Raw genomic sequence first — 19,371 nt, 5'->3', positions numbered from 1 at the left:
CTACAGGCAGAATAGCATGGGGAAATTCGGTCGTCCTGTAAAAATTGATATGGGTCAATTTTTTTCAACTATTTCTTATCAGGATGCTGTTTTAATTAATAAATTTCATCCGGCTTTTGCTGCATTCATTTTGCCGCCTGATAAAAAACAGGCTTACATCAGCTATTTTATTTCTCTTTAAGGAATTATCAGGAATAGATGCTGGAAAAATCAACGTTGGTATAGTCGATAAATTTCCCTCAATAACTGAGGTGCTTATCGGTTTTCAAATCCCTTATTTAAATCGTGGATTTATAACCGTGTTGGCTGCTGAAAACCGCGCTTTACTTAGCCTGATATTGATTATTTACAGCTCAGATAATTGTGTGCAGCGCAAAAAAGACGTTAAATATACTTAATAAATTGCGAATAAAAATACGCATCCCATGCTGATTCACATGGTTTTATTTCAGCACTGTCGCCAGTTTCTTCTGTCAATATACAAAAACGTAATCATCAACCGCTTTTTTTCATCTTTAATTCCTTAAGATCCCCTTAAGATTTACTCGTTAATGTAATCAGATAATGGAATGGGGGACAGGAATGAAAATGCTTAACGCCCTGATGGCACGGAATCGTAGCTGGGTGCAGCAGCAGAAAAGCCGCGATCCGCACTACTTTATTAATCATGTTTCCGGCCAGCAGCCGCAGGCGCTGTGGATTGGCTGTTCCGACAGCCGCGTGCCCGCCGAGGTGCTGACCTGCGCCCATCCTGGCGAGCTTTTTGTACACCGTAATATCGCCAGCATGGTGCTGGAAGACGATGAAAGCCTGATGAGCGTTTTGCAATACGCTTTGCAGGAACTGGGGATTTCAACGGTAATTTTATGTGGTCATTACGGCTGCGGCGGCGTGCTGGCGGCGCTTGAGCGCCAGCAGCGCCAGACTTTGCCCGCAGAGGATCCTTTAAGTAGAAAATTACAGCGCCTTTATCAATCGCTGAAGCGCTATATGAATCTTTACCAACCCGATAAAGAGATTACGCAAACCAGCGCCAGACAGATTGCTGAATACCACGTGATGGCGCAAACGCTGAATTTAATTAACTGCTGGCCGATTAAAGAGGCGCAGCGACAGGGAAAAGAGATCGCTATTTTCGGCTGTATTTATGAGCTGCACAGCGGCCGTTTAAAAAAACTGGTTTAAAAGGATTTTTATGATGATAACGCTGCAAACTGTTCGTTCCGATATTCTGGCAGGCACGGTCGTTTTTCTGGTGGCTTTGCCGCTGAGTCTGGGGATTGCTCAGGCCTGTGGTTTACCCCCTTTTGTCGGTCTGCTGACCGGCGTGGTCGGCGGTATTGTGGTAACAATATTTAGCCCTTCTCGTTTTGCGGTAAGCGGCCCGGCGGCCGGGCTGGTCACAGTGGTGGCTGGCGCGATGGAGTCGCTCGGCAGCTTCTCGCTGCTGCTGAGTGCGCTGGTGCTGGCGGGCGCGCTTCAGCTTCTCGCTGGTTTTTTACGGGCGGGACGCTGGATTTGCCTGGTGCCGGGATCGGTGATTCAGGGCATGATGGCCGCTATCGGGCTACTGCTTATTTTGCAGCAGACGCCCGTCGCGCTGGATACCGACGGCGACTCGGTAACGAAAATTATCTCTCCTGATTCGGTGCTGGTCGCGCTGGGGGCTTTGCTTATCCTCGCCCTGTGGCAAACCCGGTTTATCAAGCGCAGCCGCTTTTTGGGGCGGATCCCTGGCGCGCTGATGGCCGTTCTGTGGGGCAGCCTGATGGTGTTAACCAACGACTATCTGGTTCCGGGGTCGCTAGCCGATCTGGATCGCCTGAGTCTGCCAGAGATTGATTCTTTTTCCGAAGTGGCGGCACAGTTCAGCCATCCGGAATTTAGCGCTTTCTGGCGCAACGGCGCGGTCTGGCTGACGGCAGTTACTTTGGCGCTGGTTGCCAGCCTGGAGACGTTGCTTAGCCAGGAAGCGCTGCAAAAACTCTGTCCGCAGCAACCCCAGCCTTCCGCTGATAAAGAGCTGCTGGCGCAAGGTGTCGGCAATATGCTGAGCGGTTGTTTGGGCGGTCTGCCCATTACTGCCGTGATCGTACGCAGTTCCGTTAACGTCAACGCTGGCGCACGCAGTAAGTTCTCGGTTTTACTCCATGGCCTTCTGCTATTCTGCTGCGGCCTGTTTTTTGAAACGCTGTTAAATACTATTCCGCTGGCAAGCCTGGCGGCCATTTTGATGTATACAGGCTACCGGCTGGCTCATCCGGAGCTATTTCTGCGCCAGTGGCGGCTCGGCGCGGTGCAGTTTATTCCTTTTATCGTTACCGCCTCGGCTATTGTTCTTACCGGCATGCTGACTGGCCTGGCGCTGGGTATGTTATCGCAGCTGCTTTGCAGCACCTGCGCCAGCCATCGTAGCGCTATTCAGTTAAGCAGCTACAGCAATCATTTTGTGATCCGCTTTAATCAGAACCTGACTTTTCTACACAATGCGCGGCTAAGAGATCTGCTGGCGAAGATCCCTGATAACAGCGTCGTCATTGCCGAGTATGAAAGCGCGGAATATATGGACAGAGATATCTGGCTGACGCTGGCAGCGTTTAGCGAAGCGGCGGCGGCTCGTGGAATTATGCTTGAACGCTGGCCCAGGGCAGAGGATCCGCAGCTGGTGGATGGCGGCGTTCATTAATCCGCTCAGGTGGCCGAGGCGCTGTTTTACGTTGTCCGATGGTGTGAAAGCGTTGACAGCAGAGATAAAAAAAACGGAGCGGCTTTTACGCCGCTCCGGTTAGCTGCTGACAGGCTTAGCCATATTGAGAGGAAGCCCAGCCGGTCGGATTTTGCTGCGGCAACGTGAGCTGCGTAATGCCTTCCGCCTCGTTAGCCGCGTCGCCGCCGTCATCGCTATCCAGCATCATAAACTGGGCGGACATTTGCTGAAGTAATAATACAGAGGGTGTTGTCCCGACTGATTCTGCTACAGGTAACGGAATACCGTGTTCAACGTTGCTGATAAGATCTTCTTTAAGCCATACTGTGCCATCGTCAAAACGCACCGCGTCTATCGCATCGCCGCTGGTGCCGTCCTTCCAGAAAAAGTAGTCGACGCGCACCTTGTCCGTTGTGTCCTTCAGATAGAAAAAGAGGTTATTACCGCTGCGCTCGATAGCCACCTCGTCCGGCCGGATGCCGTCGGTGAACTGCAGCACGTCCGTTTTGTTTGCGCCCGCGTCGTTGTTGTAAATCGCGTCGTAGCCGTCGCCCCGGCCAAACACGTAGGTGTCCGAACCCGCCCCGCCGTACAGGCTGTCGTTGCCTTTGCCGCCAATCAGCACGTCGTTGCCCGCGCCGCCTTTAAGCGTGTCGTTGCCCTCATTGCCGATTAAAGCATCGTTAAGATTTCCTCCGGTTAAGCTATCATTACCGTTTCCGCCTTCGGTAAATTTCTCAACCCCGATATTTTCAATGACTTCTTTATAGTCAGGATCGTAAATAAAATAGTTATAGAGCAGATGGCGTAGCTTTTGCGCTTCTACCAGATCCGTTGCGCTAAGTGCTTCAACGTAGCTATCGAAACGATCAAACTGCCACAGGGGATATCCGTAAATATCCGTCTGCTGCGAATAAATCAAGTCAAATGCTTCTTTATAAGTTGTTTGCGCCAGTAACACGGCTTCTACATAGCGGGAGAATGTCTGGAATTCGTTTTCCAGAAAGGCTACATCCAGCTTTCTGACATCGTTACCGTAGGGATAGGCAACACCAGAAGCCGCCTCGAGGAGCGCCATTTTGCGAGCATCAAAAACTGTTCCTCTGCTGTCTGTTTCTACAGCATCTACCTGTCCCCAGTGAAATAATATCTCTTCAAGCAGACCGGATTTCCGGGCTGATGTTGGATCGGCCACAAAACTTTCTATCAGCTTTAATAATTCTTCATCCTGCGTCATCGCAATATGCAGATTGAATATGTTTCCAAATCCACGCACATAGGGTAAGGCCTTAGCCCGATCGGAGACTTTATAATCACCTGTCGGAACAGTCAGACCTGGTCGAATCTCGAACCAGACGTCCGCTGACTGGCCTTTAGCGCCGTCGGTATAAGTGATTTCCCCTGTTTGCCGGTGCGCGTTGCCATTTTCATCTACCGTGCTGGATCTTTTATATGTTGTGCCGATTGCAGCGACGCCTGCTTCCTGCAAGGACATCAGTTCTCCGCTATCGACCATGCCGTTACTATTTTTGTCCTGCCAGACCTGCAGCATATGATAAAGACTATCCTCTTTATCGATAACTTTATCACCATTCTCATCGTATTCAGCCAGAAGCTGATAGCCATTGCTGGCCTGAGTGCCATCTTTTAAATAAGCATTATTACCGAATAATTCGCTGCCGCCGTTAATATTGCCATCACCGTTTCTGTCCCAAACCAGTAAGCCGTCATCGTGACCTACCCAGCCTGAGCTTTCTGCGAAAGCATTGTTGTCATGATCGAAATAAATGCCTTTAGTTCTTGCCTGTGTCTCAATACCATCACGATCCAAATCTAAAATAATTGGACTTGTAGGAAGAGGCGGGACTGGAGAAGGGCCTTCGCTGTTGGGTGAAGGCGGGATCGGATCTGATACACCAGGAGAGTCATCTCCGTTGTCATCATCCTCCGGTTCATCCTTATCATCGGAAGGTCCGTCATCATCATCATCGGGCTTATCATTCGACGGCTCTTCATTGGTTGATATATCATCAACCGCAGGTTCATCGTGCTGCGATGTATTATCTTCTAAAGATTCATTGGGCTCTGATGCATTATCCTCCGAAGGTTTATCTTGCTCTGAAGTATTTTCTTCCGGTGATTCGTCTCGCTCTGACGTGGCATCCTCTGAAGATTTATCTTGCTCTGAGGTATTTTCTTCCGGTGATTCGTCTCGCTCTGACGTGGCATCTTCTGAAGGTTTATCTTGCTCTGATTTAGCATCTTCCGGAGCTTCATCTTGCTGCGACGCATTTTCTTCCGGAGATTTATCAGGCTCTGTTGTAGCCTCTTCCGGAGACTCGTCTTTTTCGGATGCGTGATCTTCCGAAGACTCATTTTCCCGTGAGGTACCGCTGTTATTTGGTGAACCGCTATCCTCTGTACCACCATTTCCCGAATTAACGCTATCATCATCAGGAAGCTGCTCTTCATGGTGAGGAAAATCAATATCGTCATCACCGATTGTTGTGACCTCTTCAGATGACGGACCATTACTCTCTGGTGCGCTATCTTGTTTTGAGGAGCTATCCTCTTCCGATGAACCATCATCTTCTGAGGCGCTGTTGCCTCCTGTTCCGGCACTACCACCGGGCACGCTGCCAGCGTCATGTCCTGATGAATTATCTATATCCTTTAGCATATTTTTAACAATGGCTTCCACATTGTCAAAATGATGTTCATAAGCATCAATTCCAGCCTGGACGGCTGAATACCATACCAGGTAGCCCGCTGCCGCCAGATTGGCTCTTGAAAGTGCGGCGACTGCAGTCTCGCTCAGCACTGGTCCTAAAGAAGCTTCCATCGCCGTACCAACATAGGATGCTACATTAACTAAATCCGCCTGTTGCTCAATAACGCTGCCCCGATCGTTGACCAGCCGATCTAAAGACTCTTTTGCCCCCTGCGCATTATATACTGTAGTAAATAATCCCAGCATGTTGCTGGGTTGAGAGAACTTCTCAAGGCCAGAAGCGGCCTCTGCATCAAGTTCTTTTGCCGCCAGACTTAGTGAAAAAAGAAATTGATTCCTTGTATAATTTTCAAAACCATCTGCCGAAGCTTCATTGTCGCCAGTTTTACTCAGGATGTTTTCTTCACTGTTCATTAAAACCTCTATCGTCCGTAATTGAATCGTCTTATAATATTCATATAACAGCAATAATGAATCCCATTAATTGAAATAGTAATTCCCAATAAAATAATAATTAATAAGCATATCAAACACAAATCATGATTACGTATTTATGTAGCAATAAATAACAAAAATGTAAAGAATAAAACAGCATTTATCTTATAACATTGCATACTACTGGATTAATTATCTTTAGGGTTATTTAGCGGTATCATTGAGAAATTACACATATGCAGATTTTTATATAAATTAGCTACCTCGCTCCCTATAAGACACCTTCTACCTTGTATCTCCTTGAATAAAATATATTATCCATGTGTTCATGGCTGCACTAATTTAAGATGATTTTCCTAAAAACCCGGAAAAAGGCAATGATATTCAGTGCTATTTAAAAATACTGAAACTATTAGTTACGCTTTCTAAAAAACGCAGATTACTGTATTTAAAATCAAGCTAAGGAGATATATTTGTTTTATCCCTGAATCTTATCTTTAGAAAAACCCATTGATTACAATGAAAAAAATAAAAATCATATAATAATTAGCCCGTGTATAAACTCAGGCTATTACCGGAAAAATCTCTACCCCAGCGTCTTAAACGCCTTGATCCGCTGTAGATGCGAGGTGATATCTTTAAATTTATGCCCCTGGACGTCGTCCCAGACGATTTCATAATAGCTGCCCAGTGCCTGTGCGCTACGCTGGCTGTCCAGCGCCTCGTCCTTGCGGGAAAGGATGGTCAGGCAGCGATCGCGGTTTTTCTCGCGAAAGTTGCTTACGCATTTAGTGGCGATATCAGCATATTCTTCAGGTCGGTTTATCTTGCCCTGCATGTTTTCTTCCGGCCACAGGTTGGGATTAAACATTACCTGGCGAATGTCGTTGAGGAAACCGATGCGCTCGGCCCAAAAGCCGCCTAAACCCACGCCGCAAATCAGCGCCCTTTCATCGTCGCTGCTGCGCAGGAGCTTGTCGGTCTCTTTCAGCAGATATTGCATATCATGTTTGGGATGCAGGGTGCTGTAGCTTAACAGCCGCACATCCGGATCGATAAACTGTAGCTGTAGGACTTTCTCGTGGTTGCCGGGACTGGTGGAATCAAAGCCATGCAGATAGATGATCATCGTTTTCCCCTGTGATTTACCTCGGTCTCAATTTTCCCCGGACGTCACATCCGGGGTAATTTTCTAACGCTGCTCCAGCCAGCGCGTTTGCAGCGTGCTCAGCGCCTGGCTGCTCTCTTTCCAGCGTGGCGAAGCCTGTAGCTGCTGACGCGTAAAGTTGCCTCTATGATACAGCTGCGTTGCACGCTCAGCATTGATCGGTGACAGGTTATCCAACACGCTAACGGCGCCGTCACGATTGTTGCAAACCAGGATCATATCGCAGCCCGCATCCAGCGAGGCCTGACCGCGCTCGGCATAGCTGCCCATGATCGCTGCGCCTTCCATCGAAAGGTCATCGGAGAAGATCACGCCGTTAAAGCCCAGTTCTTTGCGCAGCACTTTTTTCAGCCAGTGCGAAGATCCGCTGGCCGGACGCGGATCTACCTGAGTATAGATAACGTGTGCAGGCATAACCGCATCCAGCATTTTTTCGTCTATCAACTGCTTAAAGATCTGCATGTCGTGCTGACGAATAACCTCTTCAGGGCGATCGTCGCGCGGCGTCTCTTTATGCGAATCCGCGCTGACCGCGCCGTGACCGGGAAAATGTTTGCCGGTGGTTTTCATACCCGCTTCGTGCATGCCGTTGATAAAATGCCGCGCCATTTGCAAAGCAATCGCCGGATCGTCATGGAAACTCCGCTCGCCGATTGCCGCACTGCCGTGACCAATATCCAGTACCGGCGCGAAGCTGATATCGATATCCATCGCGATCATCTCGGCAGCCATCAGCCAGCCAGCTTCCTGCGCCAGCCTGGCCGCTTCGGCTTCGCTATTCAGGGCTGAGAAAGACTGCATGGCAGGTAAGCGCGTAAAGCCTTCACGGAAGCGCTGCACGCGGCCGCCCTCCTGATCGACAGCGATCACCAGCCGATGGCGCGAGGCCGTGCGGATCTGCCTGATTAGCTCCTGAAGCTGCTCAGGATCGTGATAGTTGCGGGTAAACAGGATCAGGCCGCCCACCAGCGGATGCTGTAATATTTCCCGCTCTTCCGCGTCCAGCTCGTAACCGAGCACATCTAACATTACCGGTCCCACAAATTACCTCTTATGATCGTACCCGCTGCCAGGCCTGCGCCGCCAGCGTATAAAATGTTTTTTCACCGCTCTGCTGCCAGCGCAATTCATACCAGCTGGCCGCCAGTAGCTGCAGCCAGGGCTGCCAGCGCGCCATCTGCCGCCGCAGCACTGTCGCCTCCAGCCGTTGCAAAGCGGCATACTCATCGATTAGCGCTGTCTCATCAACGGCGCTCAGCGCATTGCCGCTCACCGCCGCCGCCAGTTCCAGCGCAATATCGCCATCGCTGGCGTATTCCCAGTCAATCAGCCGCAGCCTGTTCTGCTGCTGTATCAGATTGCCCGGATGAACATCCATATGCAGTAACGCCAGCCGCAGCGGTTTTGGCTCGCCGTGGCGACGCAGTTGATGCAGCGCGCGCAGCCAGCCATGATGCCGCCGCGCTGGCTGGCTTAGCTGCCAATAGCGCTCCAGCAATTTTTGCATTTGCAAAGGGTAACCGCTTAGCGGCTGCTGATGAAGCCGCGCCAGCTCGCTTGCCAGCACACCGAGCCTCTTAACAAAAGCCGATTCGCTTAGCGGTTCGCCAGGCTGCCAGCCAAGCAGCAGCCAGCTATCGGCATAGCCGTAAGCAGCTGGTGCCAGATCTTTACCGGCAAGCTTGCGCAAAATACGGTACTCCCGCTGGCGATCTACGCCGGGGATCGGATTATCCTGCCGCTGATGGCGGGCCAGCATCGTTAGCTTCTCCAGCTCTACCTTTGCGGTCAGCCCCGTCAGGCCGGAAAGCGGATAAAAAGAACCGGCGGATCGCTCCGCCGGAAATCGTTGTTTAATCAGCCTTGCCAGCGCGGGATCAATGCTGTACGACACCGCTGCCCGACCAGATAATTTCGCCGGTTTGCACCAGCATCAGCTGCATCTGCAGCTCTGGCGATTTTATATCGCCCTGCGCGTTGGTATAGAGCACGTACTGTGCGCCAACGTAACGAGCCAGACCAACCGCTTTGCTACGCGATCCCAGGCTATCCTCGGCAGAAAGGCCCAGCGTCTGTTTAGCCGTGGCAAGCTGTTCCGGCGCCACCAGTTTGAACTGAGTGTTGTTCTGCAACGCGCTTTGCAGCGCGGCAGTGGCTTTCGCACGCTGCAGGCTGCCGTTGGTGCTGTTTTTTACGCCGTCGATCAGCAGCACGCTGCCGGGCGTTACGCCGTCCGCCTTTAACATTTGCGCCACCAGCGGTGTAACGCTGGCGTCCCAGTTAATGGTCTGCATTTTCGGCGGCTGCGGCACCGTTTCTACCGGCGGCGGCTGGGTCGGCGTCGGTACAGGCTGCGGCTGCTCTGGCACCGTCTGGGCCGGTTCAACCGGCGCTGGCTGCTGCTGCTGTTGCAGCACACAGCCGCTCAGAACCAGCGCCAGTAACATCACGCCCGAGAGTTTAGTTATTTTCCTTTCCACGCATTAATCTCCTACAGATACAGGTAAAGGCGAACCTTGCTGGCCGTCAGGTTACCCGTTTGCGACGATATTTCAACACTGCTATGCGGCGCGACCCTTACCGTACGGGGCGCTTCAAAGGGGAGGATTTCCAGCCCTTTATCGTCATACCAGTAAAAACGGTAGTGCAGCGTAACGGGCTTTTCCTGCTGATTATAAAGCTGGGATACAGCGCGCTGCTGCCCTTCGCGCACGGAGATCACGGGTTTATCGGTAATAATGCCAGCCGACAGCACCGAGGATTCCATAACCAGCGACTGCGAAGTATCAATAACGGTGCGATCGCTGCTGCAGCCGCTTAACAGTGCCAGCATAACGCCCAGAGCAAATATCCGCTTCATAATGACCCTGTTATGTTATTCAGCCAGCATCGGGCCTAATGGACGTCCGCCAAGCAGGTGCAGGTGGATATGATAGACCTCCTGACCGCCGTGCTGGTTACAGTTCATAATCAGACGATAGCCATCTTCGGCGATGCCTTCGTCTTTGGCGATTTTTGCCGCCACCACGATCATCCGGCCCAGCGCGGCTTCATGTCCTGCAACCGTGTCGTTAGCGGTCGGGATCAGGATATTCGGCACCACCAGAATGTGCGTTGGCGCTTTTGGCGAGATATCGCGGAAGGCGGTGACCAGCTCATCCTGGTAAACGATGTCGGAAGGAATTTCGCGACGGATAATTTTACTGAAAATGGTTTCTTCAGCCATGGTGCATGTCCTTTAGCTACGAGTTGGATTACGGCAGTATGAGCGAGATATTTGTTTTCTTTCAACCTTCCGCTGCTTTTTCTTTGCCTGCCTGCTGTTTTTCGCGCCGTCCGGCCACTGATTTGCTCTCCTTTGGCCTGCTGGTGAGCACAGGCTAAAAATCCAGACTGCGGCCCAACAGGCAACACCGGCAAAGGGGTAAGCGGACCTTGAAGCATTCAGGGCAAATGAGACGAAAGCATGGAGATAAACAGTCAGTCATGCTGGCAGGCATAAAATAACAAGCAGAATGATAATAGCCGTATACGTATTATCGGCAAGTAGATCTGATACTTGAAAAATAAATAAGTTTTATTGAAAAGATAACTTTATTACAGAGATAATAAATAAAAAGCAATTTGCGCAGCCGCGATTTTATTTACTGTAATTTAGCGGAGTTATTATCTGCCTGGTCTCCAGTGATTATTTCATCGCCGGTGTCTCTGGCCTTGTAATTAAGGATAATTAAATGATTAATTTTTCGACTGACGAGGCGGAGAATTCTCGTCACAGCCCTGTCCAGCCTAACCGATTCGCCCTACGTGAACAGCGTTTGCAGGCGCTGATGGAGAGCTGTCAAAGCCAGATACTGCAGCAGTTAATTGGGCCATTCGGTCTTAACAGCGCGATGTTTACCGATAAGGACGGTGGAAATGTTACGACTACCCACAATTTTGAAAAAGGCGTAGTAGCTACTGAGGAGGATAAAAATCGGCAACAGAGTTGGGTCGATACTAATAGCGGTGGTTACGATAGAAAATCTTATGATAGCGAGCTACCAGGCAAACGCAAGACGTTATTTAATAAAGATGAACCCATTATCTCTGCCTATACCGGTAATGAACTGGCGCGAGACGGTACTACTCACCTCGACCATGTTGTTTCTGCTAATCGAATTGAAGCAGACAGCCGTAGCAATTTATTTATGACTCAGGCGCAACGGGTGGCTATGGCTAACAATCCCAAAAACCTCGTTGCCGCCGAAAGTCATATTAATCAGTCCATGCAGGAAAAGGAGAAAAATGAGTGGGCTGATAAAGTGCGTACAAAAGGTAAAGGAAAAGGCCTGACTAACGCCGAGCATTTCGGCATTGACAGTGAAAAGCTTCAGCAGACGGCCAGTACCGCTGAAGCTCATGTCAGCGCCGAAGTACGGATAGCGCAGCTAAAAAAGCAAGGCGTGGAGCTGGTGAAAACCGGCGCGGATCAGGCGATGTATAGCGCGCTTCGCCAGGCTTTGGGGATTGCATTGCACACGCTGGTTAACCAAACTTTTATCGAACTAAAGCGGCTTTACAGCGATGCTGCGAAAGATAACCTGATTGACCGGCTGACTGCCGCGCTCAGACGCGTGGTAGATAAAGTCATGTCCAAACTGCGCGCCATGCTGGACGCGGCCGTAAACGGTTTATTCCAGGGATTTATCAGCAATCTGCTGACCTTCCTGATCAATAATTTTATCACTACAGCAGCGAAAGTCGTGACGGTGATCCGCGAAGGGACAGCGGGCCTGTGGAAAGCGATAAAAATGCTGATCGCTCCGCCGCCCGGGCAGTCGGCTATCGACACCGCGCGCGCCGTCACAAAAATTCTGGCTGGAGTGGTGACCACCTCGCTGGGGCTAATGTTTGAAGAGGCTATTAAAGGCTTCCTGGCCAGTATTCCCTTGCTGCTCCCGTTGGTAAATATTCTTTCGCCTGCGATCACAGCGATCCTTACCGGGATTGTTTCGTCGCTGGTGGTATATGGCCTGGATCGGTTTTTCGACTGGCTTTCTCAAACCGATACAGAACGTTTGCAGGCAATGGAAAATGGCCTGGACGTGGTTAAAGAAAATACGCAGAGGATGGCAAACTGGCTGGAGCTGCAGTTTCAGAGCGCCGTAAACTATCGCGAGATTGACGCTGATTATCAGCTCATTGCGACCCGTCTGAGCACTGTCCATGAAATGCAGAGCGAAACCGAAGCCAGCCAGCGCTTGCGGGTAAAGGCTAATCAACAGTTCAATCAACAGCTGGAAACTACCATCAACACGCTCGGACATGCCGAGACAGATGTTATGCAGCTTCTGGAAAATTATCTGGCAGGAGATCCTCATTAATGGATGTTATTAAAGATTTGGCAGAAGTACATTTGTCGGAAGCGATGCTTCGGCAGGTTGATGTTCCTGGACTGCTGAAAAGCTTCAAGGAAGATTATGACAAGCTGGATAATCTCAAAAAAGACCGGGCGAAGCATGAGGCGCGCCATGCGGTTTCCCGCTGGTGGAATTCCGATGAGCTTGACGTTGCGCAGCTGAATGCGGCTGAGCTGCATGCCAGTTTTGCGAAAAAGCTGGGGCAGCTGATGATGATCTCTATCGCTCAGTCGCAGCTGCTAAATGAACAGCAGCAGCAGTTGCAGCGCCAGCAAACCAGCATTAAAAAGCAGACCTGCGATATCGCCGAAGCTAATGAGGTAATTAGAGAGCAGCAGGGGATGCTGGCAGAACAGCAGCAGTCGCTAGAGAATTTAATTTCCGACTATTTTGAACTCAAAGGACTGACAGCCGAAGGCGCGAAGCAGCTAATTCTTATTGCACAGGAAGTCAAACAGACAAAAGAGAAGCTGCTGATGGCCTTTGACGAAAAACTGGAGGCCGCGGAAAAGCTCAGGCTACAAAGCGAACTACGCCTGCAGCAGCAGGAGATCGCCTTTTTACAGCAGCGCCAACTGATGCATGACGAGGCGGAAGCGCTAAAACGCCATGTCGCCAGTGAGATCGCTAGCCAGCAAAAAATGGCGAGTGAAGAGCTTGAGGCGGTGCGGCAGCAAACGGAAGTGGTTTGTCAGAGCCTCCAGCAGCGCTATGAACAGGATATCAACGAAGTGCGGCAGCAGTATGAACAGGCTTTTTCCGTACAGCAAATAAAAATGACGCGACTGCGGCGGCTTGCTATGGGCAGCCTGGCCATCGGCATTATCGGGCTGGCCTGGCTGGGATGGTTAAGTCGCGCCCTGTATGCCGGTTAAGAGCGCGTGATTCAGTAAAATACAACCATAAAAAACCCCACTATGAAGTGGGGTTTACTGATGCTTATGTCAGCGCTTTCGCTTCGTTATTCTTAGCTGTTGCGGATATAGTCATCCATCTCGGTTTTCAGGTTATCGGACTTGGTGCCGAAAATAGCCTGCACGCCGGAACCTGCTACCACCACGCCTGCCGCGCCAAGCTGTTTCAGCCCTGACTGGTTCACTTTGGAAACATCCGCCACGCTCACGCGCAGACGTGTGATACAGGCATCAAGGTTAGTGATATTTTCTTTTCCGCCGAAAGCGGCGACCAGGTTGGCAGCCATTTCGTTAGAGGCACCTGCCGTTTGCGTTGCTGCCACATCTTCACGGCCCGGTGTTTTCAGATTGAGTTTGGCAATCAGCACGCGGAACACGCTGTAGTAGATCAGGCCGTAAATGATGCCGACGATTGGGAACAGCCAGATACGGCTGCTGTTGCCGCTCAGCACCACAAAGTCGATCAGGCCGTGCGAGAAGCTGGTGCCGTCGCGCATGCCCAGCAGAATACAGATTGGGAAAGCCAGACCGGCCAGAATGGCATGGATCACGTACAGGATCGGCGCCACGAACATAAAGGAGAATTCGATAGGTTCGGTAATGCCGGTCAGGAACGAGGTTAGCGCGGCGGAGATCATGATGCCGCCCACTTTCGCACGGTTTTCTGGTTTAGCTGAATGCCAGATAGCAATTGCCGCCGCAGGCAGACCGTACATTTTGAACAGGAAGCCGCCGGAGAGTTTGCCCGCGGTTGGATCGCCCGCCATATAGCGCGGAATATCGCCGTGGAAAACCTGACCCGCTGCGTTGGTGAATTCGCCGATCTGCATCTGGAAAGGAACGTTCCAGATATGGTGCAGGCCGAACGGCACCAGAGAACGCTCGATAACGCCGTAGATACCGAAAGCCACTACCGGGTTCTGATAGGCGGCCCACTGTGAGAAGTCCTGAATCGCCGTGCCGATTGGCGGCCAGATAAAGGAGAGCACGATGCCGATAAAGATCGCAGTGAAACCGGAAATAATCGGTACAAAGCGTTTACCGGCAAAGAAGCCAAGATATTCCGGCAGCTTGATGCGATAGAAGCGGTTAAACATATAGGCCGCGATCGAACCGGCAATGATACCGCCCAACACGCCGGTATCGGCAAGGTGTTTGGCCTCTATTTCGCCAGCCGGCATATGCAGTACCAGCGGTGCCACTACCGCCATGGTTTTAACCATGATGCCGTAAGCGACTACCGCAGCCAGCGCGGAAACGCCATCGTTATTGGTAAAGCCGAGCGCCACGCCGATAGCGAAAATCAGCGGCATATTAGCGAAAACGGAACCGCCTGCCTCCGCCATGACATGGGAAACAACGGTGGGCAGCCAGCTGAAGTTGGCGGAGCCTACGCCAAGCAGAATACCGGCGATCGGCAGCACCGATACCGGCAACATCAGCGATTTACCGACCTTTTGCAGGTTTGCAAATGCGTTTTTGAACATAGTGTGAAACTCCTGAGTATGGATGCTTTTACGCGCTTTTCGGCGCGATATAACGGGGGGAGGACCCGCTATGAGTGGAGCGTTTGACGCTCTCGTGATTTATTACGAACTGTAAAATAATTCGCTAAGCATTTGTTTGACGGTTATCACGTTTCACTGAACAACCGTCTGCTGTGTAGTTTAATTCCGCTGAAATCGCCAGTTTTTGGCCATAAAAAAGCCGTATTAACCTGATTAGGGCGCTACGGCTACAAGTTTATTACGAGCTGTAAAATAAAACCGATCAATCCATCAGGCGGCTCATCGGCACATGAAACAACCGGGAAAAATTAGCGGTAGTGGCTTCTGCCAGCTCTTCAATACTGACGCCTTTCAGCACCGCCATATAATCCGCCACGTCACGGGTATAGGCGGGCTGGTTTTCTTTTCCCCGATAGGGCACTGGCGCAAGATAAGGCGAATCGGTTTCCACCAGCATTCTGTCTAAAGGCACGTAACGCGCCGCTTCGCGAATGGTCTCCGCATTACGGAAAGTCATAATGCCGGAAAAGGAGATATAAAACCCCATATCCAGCAGTTTCTCTGCCGTTTCACGATCTTCCGTAAAACAGTGCAGGACGCCGCCGCACTCTTGCACCTGCTCTTCTTTCAGGATTGCCAGCGTATCTTCCCGCGCGTCGCGTGTATGAACAATAACAGGCTTGTTCAGTTCACGGCCTATGCGGATATGCTCGCGAAAAGACGCCTGCTGCTGCGCCATCGTCTCTTTCTGGTAGTAGTAGTCCAGACCCGTTTCGCCCATAGCGATCACTCGCTCATCGGCAGCCAGCTGGCGCAGCTCGGCGAAATCGTATGGCTCATCCTGATTCAACGGATGCACGCCGCAGGAGTAAGCGACATTAGGGCGATTGCCGATTAGCTCAGTCATGGCTTTATAACCTGGCAGCGTAGTCGCTACCGCCAGCATAAATTTTACGTCGCGGGCGGCGGCCTTAGCCAATACATCATCAACATTTTGATGCAGCTTTTCATAATCAAGGCCGTCAAGATGACAGTGTGAATCCACTAAAAACATAATTACTCTCTGATTGATTAGCCGATGGCCGAGGCGTGCAGCATTTGCTCCCACGCCAGCAGCCGGTCGGTCAGTAACAGCTCGCGGTTTACCGCGACCACGTTCAGACTTTCACGGCACAAAAACCACTGGCGAATGCTCTCGTCCAGCGCGCTGGAAGGCAGTTGGCGAGCGATATCGGCCACCAGCGCCTGGCTGTCGGCATTAGCGATAAACCGCCCGCCGCCCTGCTGCCATTTCAGGGCATCCACCAGCAGCGCGCAAAGCCAGCCGGTGCGCTGCACCGCATCCTCATGGTTAAGCACGGGCAGCAAAGATAGCATATCTTGCTGCAAGGCCTCCGGTAGCGCTGCGCACAACGCCTGCCGTGCGGCCCAGTGATTTTCCAGCAGCGTCTGCGCCGCCGCCGGTGCACCGCCGCTTAGCCGCAGCGCGGTCAGACAATCCGGCTGTGGCGCGCCGATCTGCTTTTGCAGCCAGCCCAGGCTTTGTGCCTCGTCCGGTGCCGCCAGATGAACCGTCTGACAGCGGCTGCGCAGCGTAGCCAGCAGCTGTGAAGGCTGCTGGCAGCAGAGCAAAAACCAGGTGTTGGCGGGAGGCTCTTCCAGCGTTTTTAACAGGGCATTGGCAGCCGCTTCAGTAAGCTGGGCGGCATCCGGCAGCCAGACCACTTTTGCGCCGCCCTGCTGCGCGTGATGGAAAAGTTTTTCCGTTACGCCGCGTACCGCGTCAATGCCCAACGAACTTTTGCCCTTTTCTGCCGCCAGCTCGTACCAGTCCGGATGCGTGTGGGCCTGCATCAAATTACAGGCGTGGCACTCTCCGCAGCTTTTCAGCCCCTCTCTGCGCTGGCACATCAGCCAGCGGCTAATCCCCCAGACCAGCGAGGCATCACCCATGCCGGGCAACGCCTGTAGCAGCAGCGCATGGTGTCCGCGCCCGGCCTGGTGCTGGCCGATAATCTGCCGGTAAGGCTGGTTAAGCCACGGATACCAAATCATAGCTGTTCCTGTAGCCACTGGGCCAGGGTCTGGCGCAGCGCGGCGGAGACTTGATCGATAGTTTGGGTAGCATCGATGGTTTTGATGCGCTTATCGCTGGCGGCAAGCGCCAGGTAGCGCTCACGCGTGCGGATAAAGAAGTTTAGCGACTCTTGTTCAATACGATCCAGCTCTCCTCTGGCGCGCGCGCGTTGCAGGCCAATTTCCGGCGTGACATCCAGATAGAGCGTCAGATCCGGCGCGAAATCGCCCAGTACGCTCTGTTTTAGCTGTGCCATCAGTTCAGCATCCATCCCACGCCCGCCGCCCTGGTAAGCCTGAGAAGAGAGATCGTGACGATCGCCGATAACCCAGGCGCCGCGCGCCAGCGCTGGTTTGATTATGTTCTCCACCAATTGCACGCGCGCCGCATAGAGCATCAGTAACTCTGCTTTATCGGTAACAGGTTCCCCTTCAATACCCTGTTTGATCAGCTCGCGTAATTTTTCCGCCAGCGGCGTACCGCCTGGCTCACGGGTATAGACAATATCTTTGATGCCGTGCTGCTTAAGCGTCGCCACAAGAGTATCGCGGGCAGTAGTTTTGCCCGCCCCTTCCAGGCCTTCGATAACGATAAATTTACTGTTCATTTTTTTCCTTAAGCAGCAGGCGCCACGCCTGCACGGCACGATTATGGCTGGCCAGATTGGTGGTGAAAGTATGGCCGCCTTTACCGTCCGCGACAAAATAGAGGAAATCCGTTTTCAACGGATGCGCTGCGGCTTCCAGCGATGCTTTGCCCGGCGTGGCTATTGGACCCGGCGGCATGCCGGCAATCACATAGGTGTTATAGGCCGTAGGCGTTTCCAGATCTTTATGGGTCAGCGTGCCTTTATAGCTTTCTCCCATGCCGTAGATCACGGTGGGATCGGTTTGCAGCCGCATGCCCAGCCTCAGGCGATTGATAAAGACCGAGGCGACCTTGCTGCGTTCATCGCTCAGGGCCGTCTCTTTCTCGACGATCGAAGCCATTGTCAGCAGATCGTTTTTATCTTTATACGGCAAGCCTTCCGTCTTGCTTTGCCAAAGGTTGTCGACAAGCTTTTCCATTCGCTCATGGGCGCGGCGCAGGATAGCTGTATCCGTAGTATTAGCCGTATAGGAATAGGTATCGGGGTAAAACCAGCCTTCTACATCCTGCTCCGGCAGCTTTAAGGCTGCTGCCAGCGTAGTGAGTTTATCGTCCGCCAGCGTATGTTTAATATAGGGCGCCGCACGCAGCTGAGCCAGCCACTCCTGCATACGCGAGCCTTCGATAAACCGAATCGGAAACTGCGCCTCTTTGCCGCTGGAGAGCAGCGCCAGCAGCTGCCGTACGCTCATCCCCTGAGTTAAACGGTAGGTTCCGGCTTTAAACTGCGCCAGATCCGGCTCCAGTTTTAGCAGCCAGCCGAACCAAATGGTTGGTGAAATGATTTTTTGCTGGTTTAGTTCTGCTTCCAGCACCACGCGCCCCGAACCAGCGGGCAGCGTAAATATCGTTTCTTTATCGATAGTGAGAGGCGAAGCGGCGAACTGCCTGATTTGCCAGTAGCTAAAGGCCAGTCCGGCGATCGCGAGCGCGACGATGCCGCCGACAAGTTTACTTTTTACTGTCATAAATTTCCCTGAAAATCTTCCTGCTCGCCGATGCGGTTAAAGAGTTCCCTTGAACCATAAACCCGATTTCCGATCTCAGAAACCGGCAGTACCGGCATCAGCGCATTGGTGATAAAAATTTCATCCGCTTCTTCGAGCGCTTGCGGCGGTACGCTAACTTCGCTGACCCTTATGCCCTGCCGGGCCAGGAGCCGCATTATCTGCCGACGCTGAATACCGTTTACGCCAGACTGGGTGACGTCCGGCGTATAGACACGTTGTCCGCTACGCCAGAATAAATTCGCCGCACAGCATTCCACCACCTTGCCTTGGGTGTCAAGCACCAGTGCCTCGTCGGCACCGCTCTGCTCAAGCTCTGTGCGGATCAGGACCTGTTCCAGCCGGTTAAGGTGTTTGATACCGGCCAGCAGAGGATTGCGCCCAAGGCGAACTGAGCTTAAAGCCAGCCGGACGCCAGTGTGACGTAGTTGATGGTAATGAGCCGGATAGTCCGCCAGCATCAGAATGCGCGAGGCCGCTTCGCAGCCGCTGGCGCTGTAACCGCGACCGCCCGTGCCGCGAGAGATAATTACTTTCAGCACGCCCTCTGTACGCGTTGCGGCAGCAGTATCCATCTCTTGCTGTAGCGACTCCCAGTCAACCTGAGCGATAAGCAGCCGCTCACAGGCTTCTTCCAGCCGCCCGATGTGCGCCGCGCGCGCCACCACTTTTCCCTTCATAATACGGGCCGTCGTGAAACAGCCGTCGCCGAACTGCACGGCGCGATCCCTCACTGCAATAAGTTCCTGCCGTTTACCGTTTGTCCAGATCATC

General features: G+C 52.1%; 18 protein-coding genes. 5 read left to right on the top strand and 13 right to left on the bottom strand.

What is annotated here, in order from left to right; translation table 11 throughout:
• The first annotated feature begins 16 nt into the window (after positions 1-16).
• The 3 genes from ACETPC_RS12210 to ACETPC_RS12200 all read left to right on the top strand — a co-directional run bounded on the left by ACETPC_RS12210 (position 17) and on the right by ACETPC_RS12200 (position 2,686).
• Positions 17-181: a hypothetical protein gene (locus ACETPC_RS12210; RefSeq protein ID WP_380181714.1), complete on the top strand. Its 165-nt coding sequence runs from the start codon at positions 17-19 to the stop codon at positions 179-181.
• Between the two features lie 407 nt (positions 182-588).
• Positions 589-1,185, top strand: a complete 597-nt coding sequence (locus tag ACETPC_RS12205; protein WP_380181712.1) for a carbonic anhydrase — start codon at positions 589-591, stop codon at positions 1,183-1,185.
• Positions 1,186-1,201: 16 nt separating this feature from the next.
• The gene (locus ACETPC_RS12200) at positions 1,202-2,686 is read left to right on the top strand and encodes a SulP family inorganic anion transporter (RefSeq protein WP_380181767.1); all 1,485 of its coding nucleotides are present in this window, start codon (positions 1,202-1,204) and stop codon (positions 2,684-2,686) included.
• A 115-nt stretch (positions 2,687-2,801) separates the two neighbouring features.
• Here ACETPC_RS12200 and ACETPC_RS12195 read toward each other — a convergent pair whose 3' ends face one another.
• The 7 genes from ACETPC_RS12195 to hinT all read right to left on the bottom strand — a co-directional run bounded on the left by ACETPC_RS12195 (position 2,802) and on the right by hinT (position 10,267).
• Entirely contained in the window at positions 2,802-5,852 is a 3,051-nt protein-coding gene (locus ACETPC_RS12195; protein ID WP_380181710.1) for a calcium-binding protein, read from the bottom strand.
• A 607-nt stretch (positions 5,853-6,459) separates the two neighbouring features.
• On the bottom strand, positions 6,460-7,002 hold the full coding sequence (gene ycfP, locus ACETPC_RS12190) for an alpha/beta hydrolase YcfP (RefSeq protein ID WP_380181708.1): 543 nt from the start codon (positions 7,000-7,002) through the stop codon (positions 6,460-6,462).
• A 63-nt stretch (positions 7,003-7,065) separates the two neighbouring features.
• Positions 7,066-8,082 (bottom strand): beta-N-acetylhexosaminidase, encoded by a 1,017-nt coding sequence (nagZ, locus tag ACETPC_RS12185; protein WP_380181706.1) that lies wholly within the window; start codon positions 8,080-8,082, stop codon positions 7,066-7,068.
• A gap of 10 nt (positions 8,083-8,092) precedes the next feature.
• Entirely contained in the window at positions 8,093-8,935 is an 843-nt protein-coding gene (gene thiK, locus ACETPC_RS12180; protein ID WP_380181704.1) for a thiamine kinase, read from the bottom strand.
• Positions 8,919-9,488 (bottom strand): penicillin-binding protein activator LpoB, encoded by a 570-nt coding sequence (lpoB, locus tag ACETPC_RS12175; protein ID WP_380181765.1) that lies wholly within the window; start codon positions 9,486-9,488, stop codon positions 8,919-8,921. Before lpoB ends, thiK begins: the two co-directional genes overlap by 17 nt.
• 44 nt (positions 9,489-9,532) lie before the next feature.
• On the bottom strand, positions 9,533-9,901 hold the full coding sequence (locus ACETPC_RS12170) for a YcfL family protein (RefSeq protein ID WP_380181702.1): 369 nt from the start codon (positions 9,899-9,901) through the stop codon (positions 9,533-9,535).
• A 15-nt stretch (positions 9,902-9,916) separates the two neighbouring features.
• Positions 9,917-10,267: a purine nucleoside phosphoramidase gene (hinT, locus tag ACETPC_RS12165; RefSeq protein ID WP_380181700.1), complete on the bottom strand. Its 351-nt coding sequence runs from the start codon at positions 10,265-10,267 to the stop codon at positions 9,917-9,919.
• Positions 10,268-10,775: 508 nt separating this feature from the next.
• Between hinT and ACETPC_RS12160 the strand changes: the two genes are divergently transcribed.
• A complete protein-coding gene (locus tag ACETPC_RS12160; RefSeq protein WP_380181698.1) occupies positions 10,776-12,407 on the top strand; it encodes a hypothetical protein in 1,632 nt (543 codons plus the stop codon).
• Positions 12,407-13,318 carry a hypothetical protein gene (locus ACETPC_RS12155; RefSeq protein ID WP_380181696.1) on the top strand — a complete coding sequence of 304 codons (912 nt, stop codon included), beginning with the start codon at positions 12,407-12,409 and terminating at the stop codon, positions 13,316-13,318. Before ACETPC_RS12160 ends, ACETPC_RS12155 begins: the two co-directional genes overlap by 1 nt.
• 92 nt (positions 13,319-13,410) lie before the next feature.
• On the opposite strand, the gene ptsG is transcribed toward ACETPC_RS12155, so the two are convergent.
• From ptsG to pabC, 6 genes are all read right to left on the bottom strand, one after another.
• Positions 13,411-14,844: a PTS glucose transporter subunit IIBC gene (gene ptsG / locus ACETPC_RS12150; RefSeq protein WP_380181694.1), complete on the bottom strand. Its 1,434-nt coding sequence runs from the start codon at positions 14,842-14,844 to the stop codon at positions 13,411-13,413.
• 283 nt (positions 14,845-15,127) lie between these two features.
• On the bottom strand, positions 15,128-15,919 hold the full coding sequence (locus tag ACETPC_RS12145) for a metal-dependent hydrolase (RefSeq protein ID WP_380181692.1): 792 nt from the start codon (positions 15,917-15,919) through the stop codon (positions 15,128-15,130).
• A 17-nt stretch (positions 15,920-15,936) separates the two neighbouring features.
• Positions 15,937-16,920 carry a DNA polymerase III subunit delta' gene (gene holB / locus ACETPC_RS12140; RefSeq protein ID WP_380181690.1) on the bottom strand — a complete coding sequence of 328 codons (984 nt, stop codon included), beginning with the start codon at positions 16,918-16,920 and terminating at the stop codon, positions 15,937-15,939.
• On the bottom strand, positions 16,917-17,549 hold the full coding sequence (tmk, locus tag ACETPC_RS12135; protein WP_380181688.1) for a dTMP kinase: 633 nt from the start codon (positions 17,547-17,549) through the stop codon (positions 16,917-16,919). The genes holB and tmk overlap by 4 nt, the downstream gene beginning before the upstream one ends.
• Positions 17,539-18,558, bottom strand: a complete 1,020-nt coding sequence (mltG, locus tag ACETPC_RS12130) for an endolytic transglycosylase MltG (RefSeq protein WP_380181686.1) — start codon at positions 18,556-18,558, stop codon at positions 17,539-17,541. The genes tmk and mltG overlap by 11 nt, the downstream gene beginning before the upstream one ends.
• Entirely contained in the window at positions 18,555-19,370 is an 816-nt protein-coding gene (gene pabC, locus ACETPC_RS12125) for an aminodeoxychorismate lyase (protein WP_380181684.1), read from the bottom strand. The genes mltG and pabC overlap by 4 nt, the downstream gene beginning before the upstream one ends.
• Position 19,371 lies beyond the last annotated feature (1 nt).

It is taken from the genome of Pantoea sp. sgz302252 (genome assembly GCF_042610525.1).
Taxonomy (GTDB): Bacteria; Pseudomonadota; Gammaproteobacteria; order Enterobacterales; family Enterobacteriaceae; genus Erwinia.
Note: the sequence above shows the minus strand (reverse complement) of the source record. Positions and strands in the feature narration are given on the sequence as shown.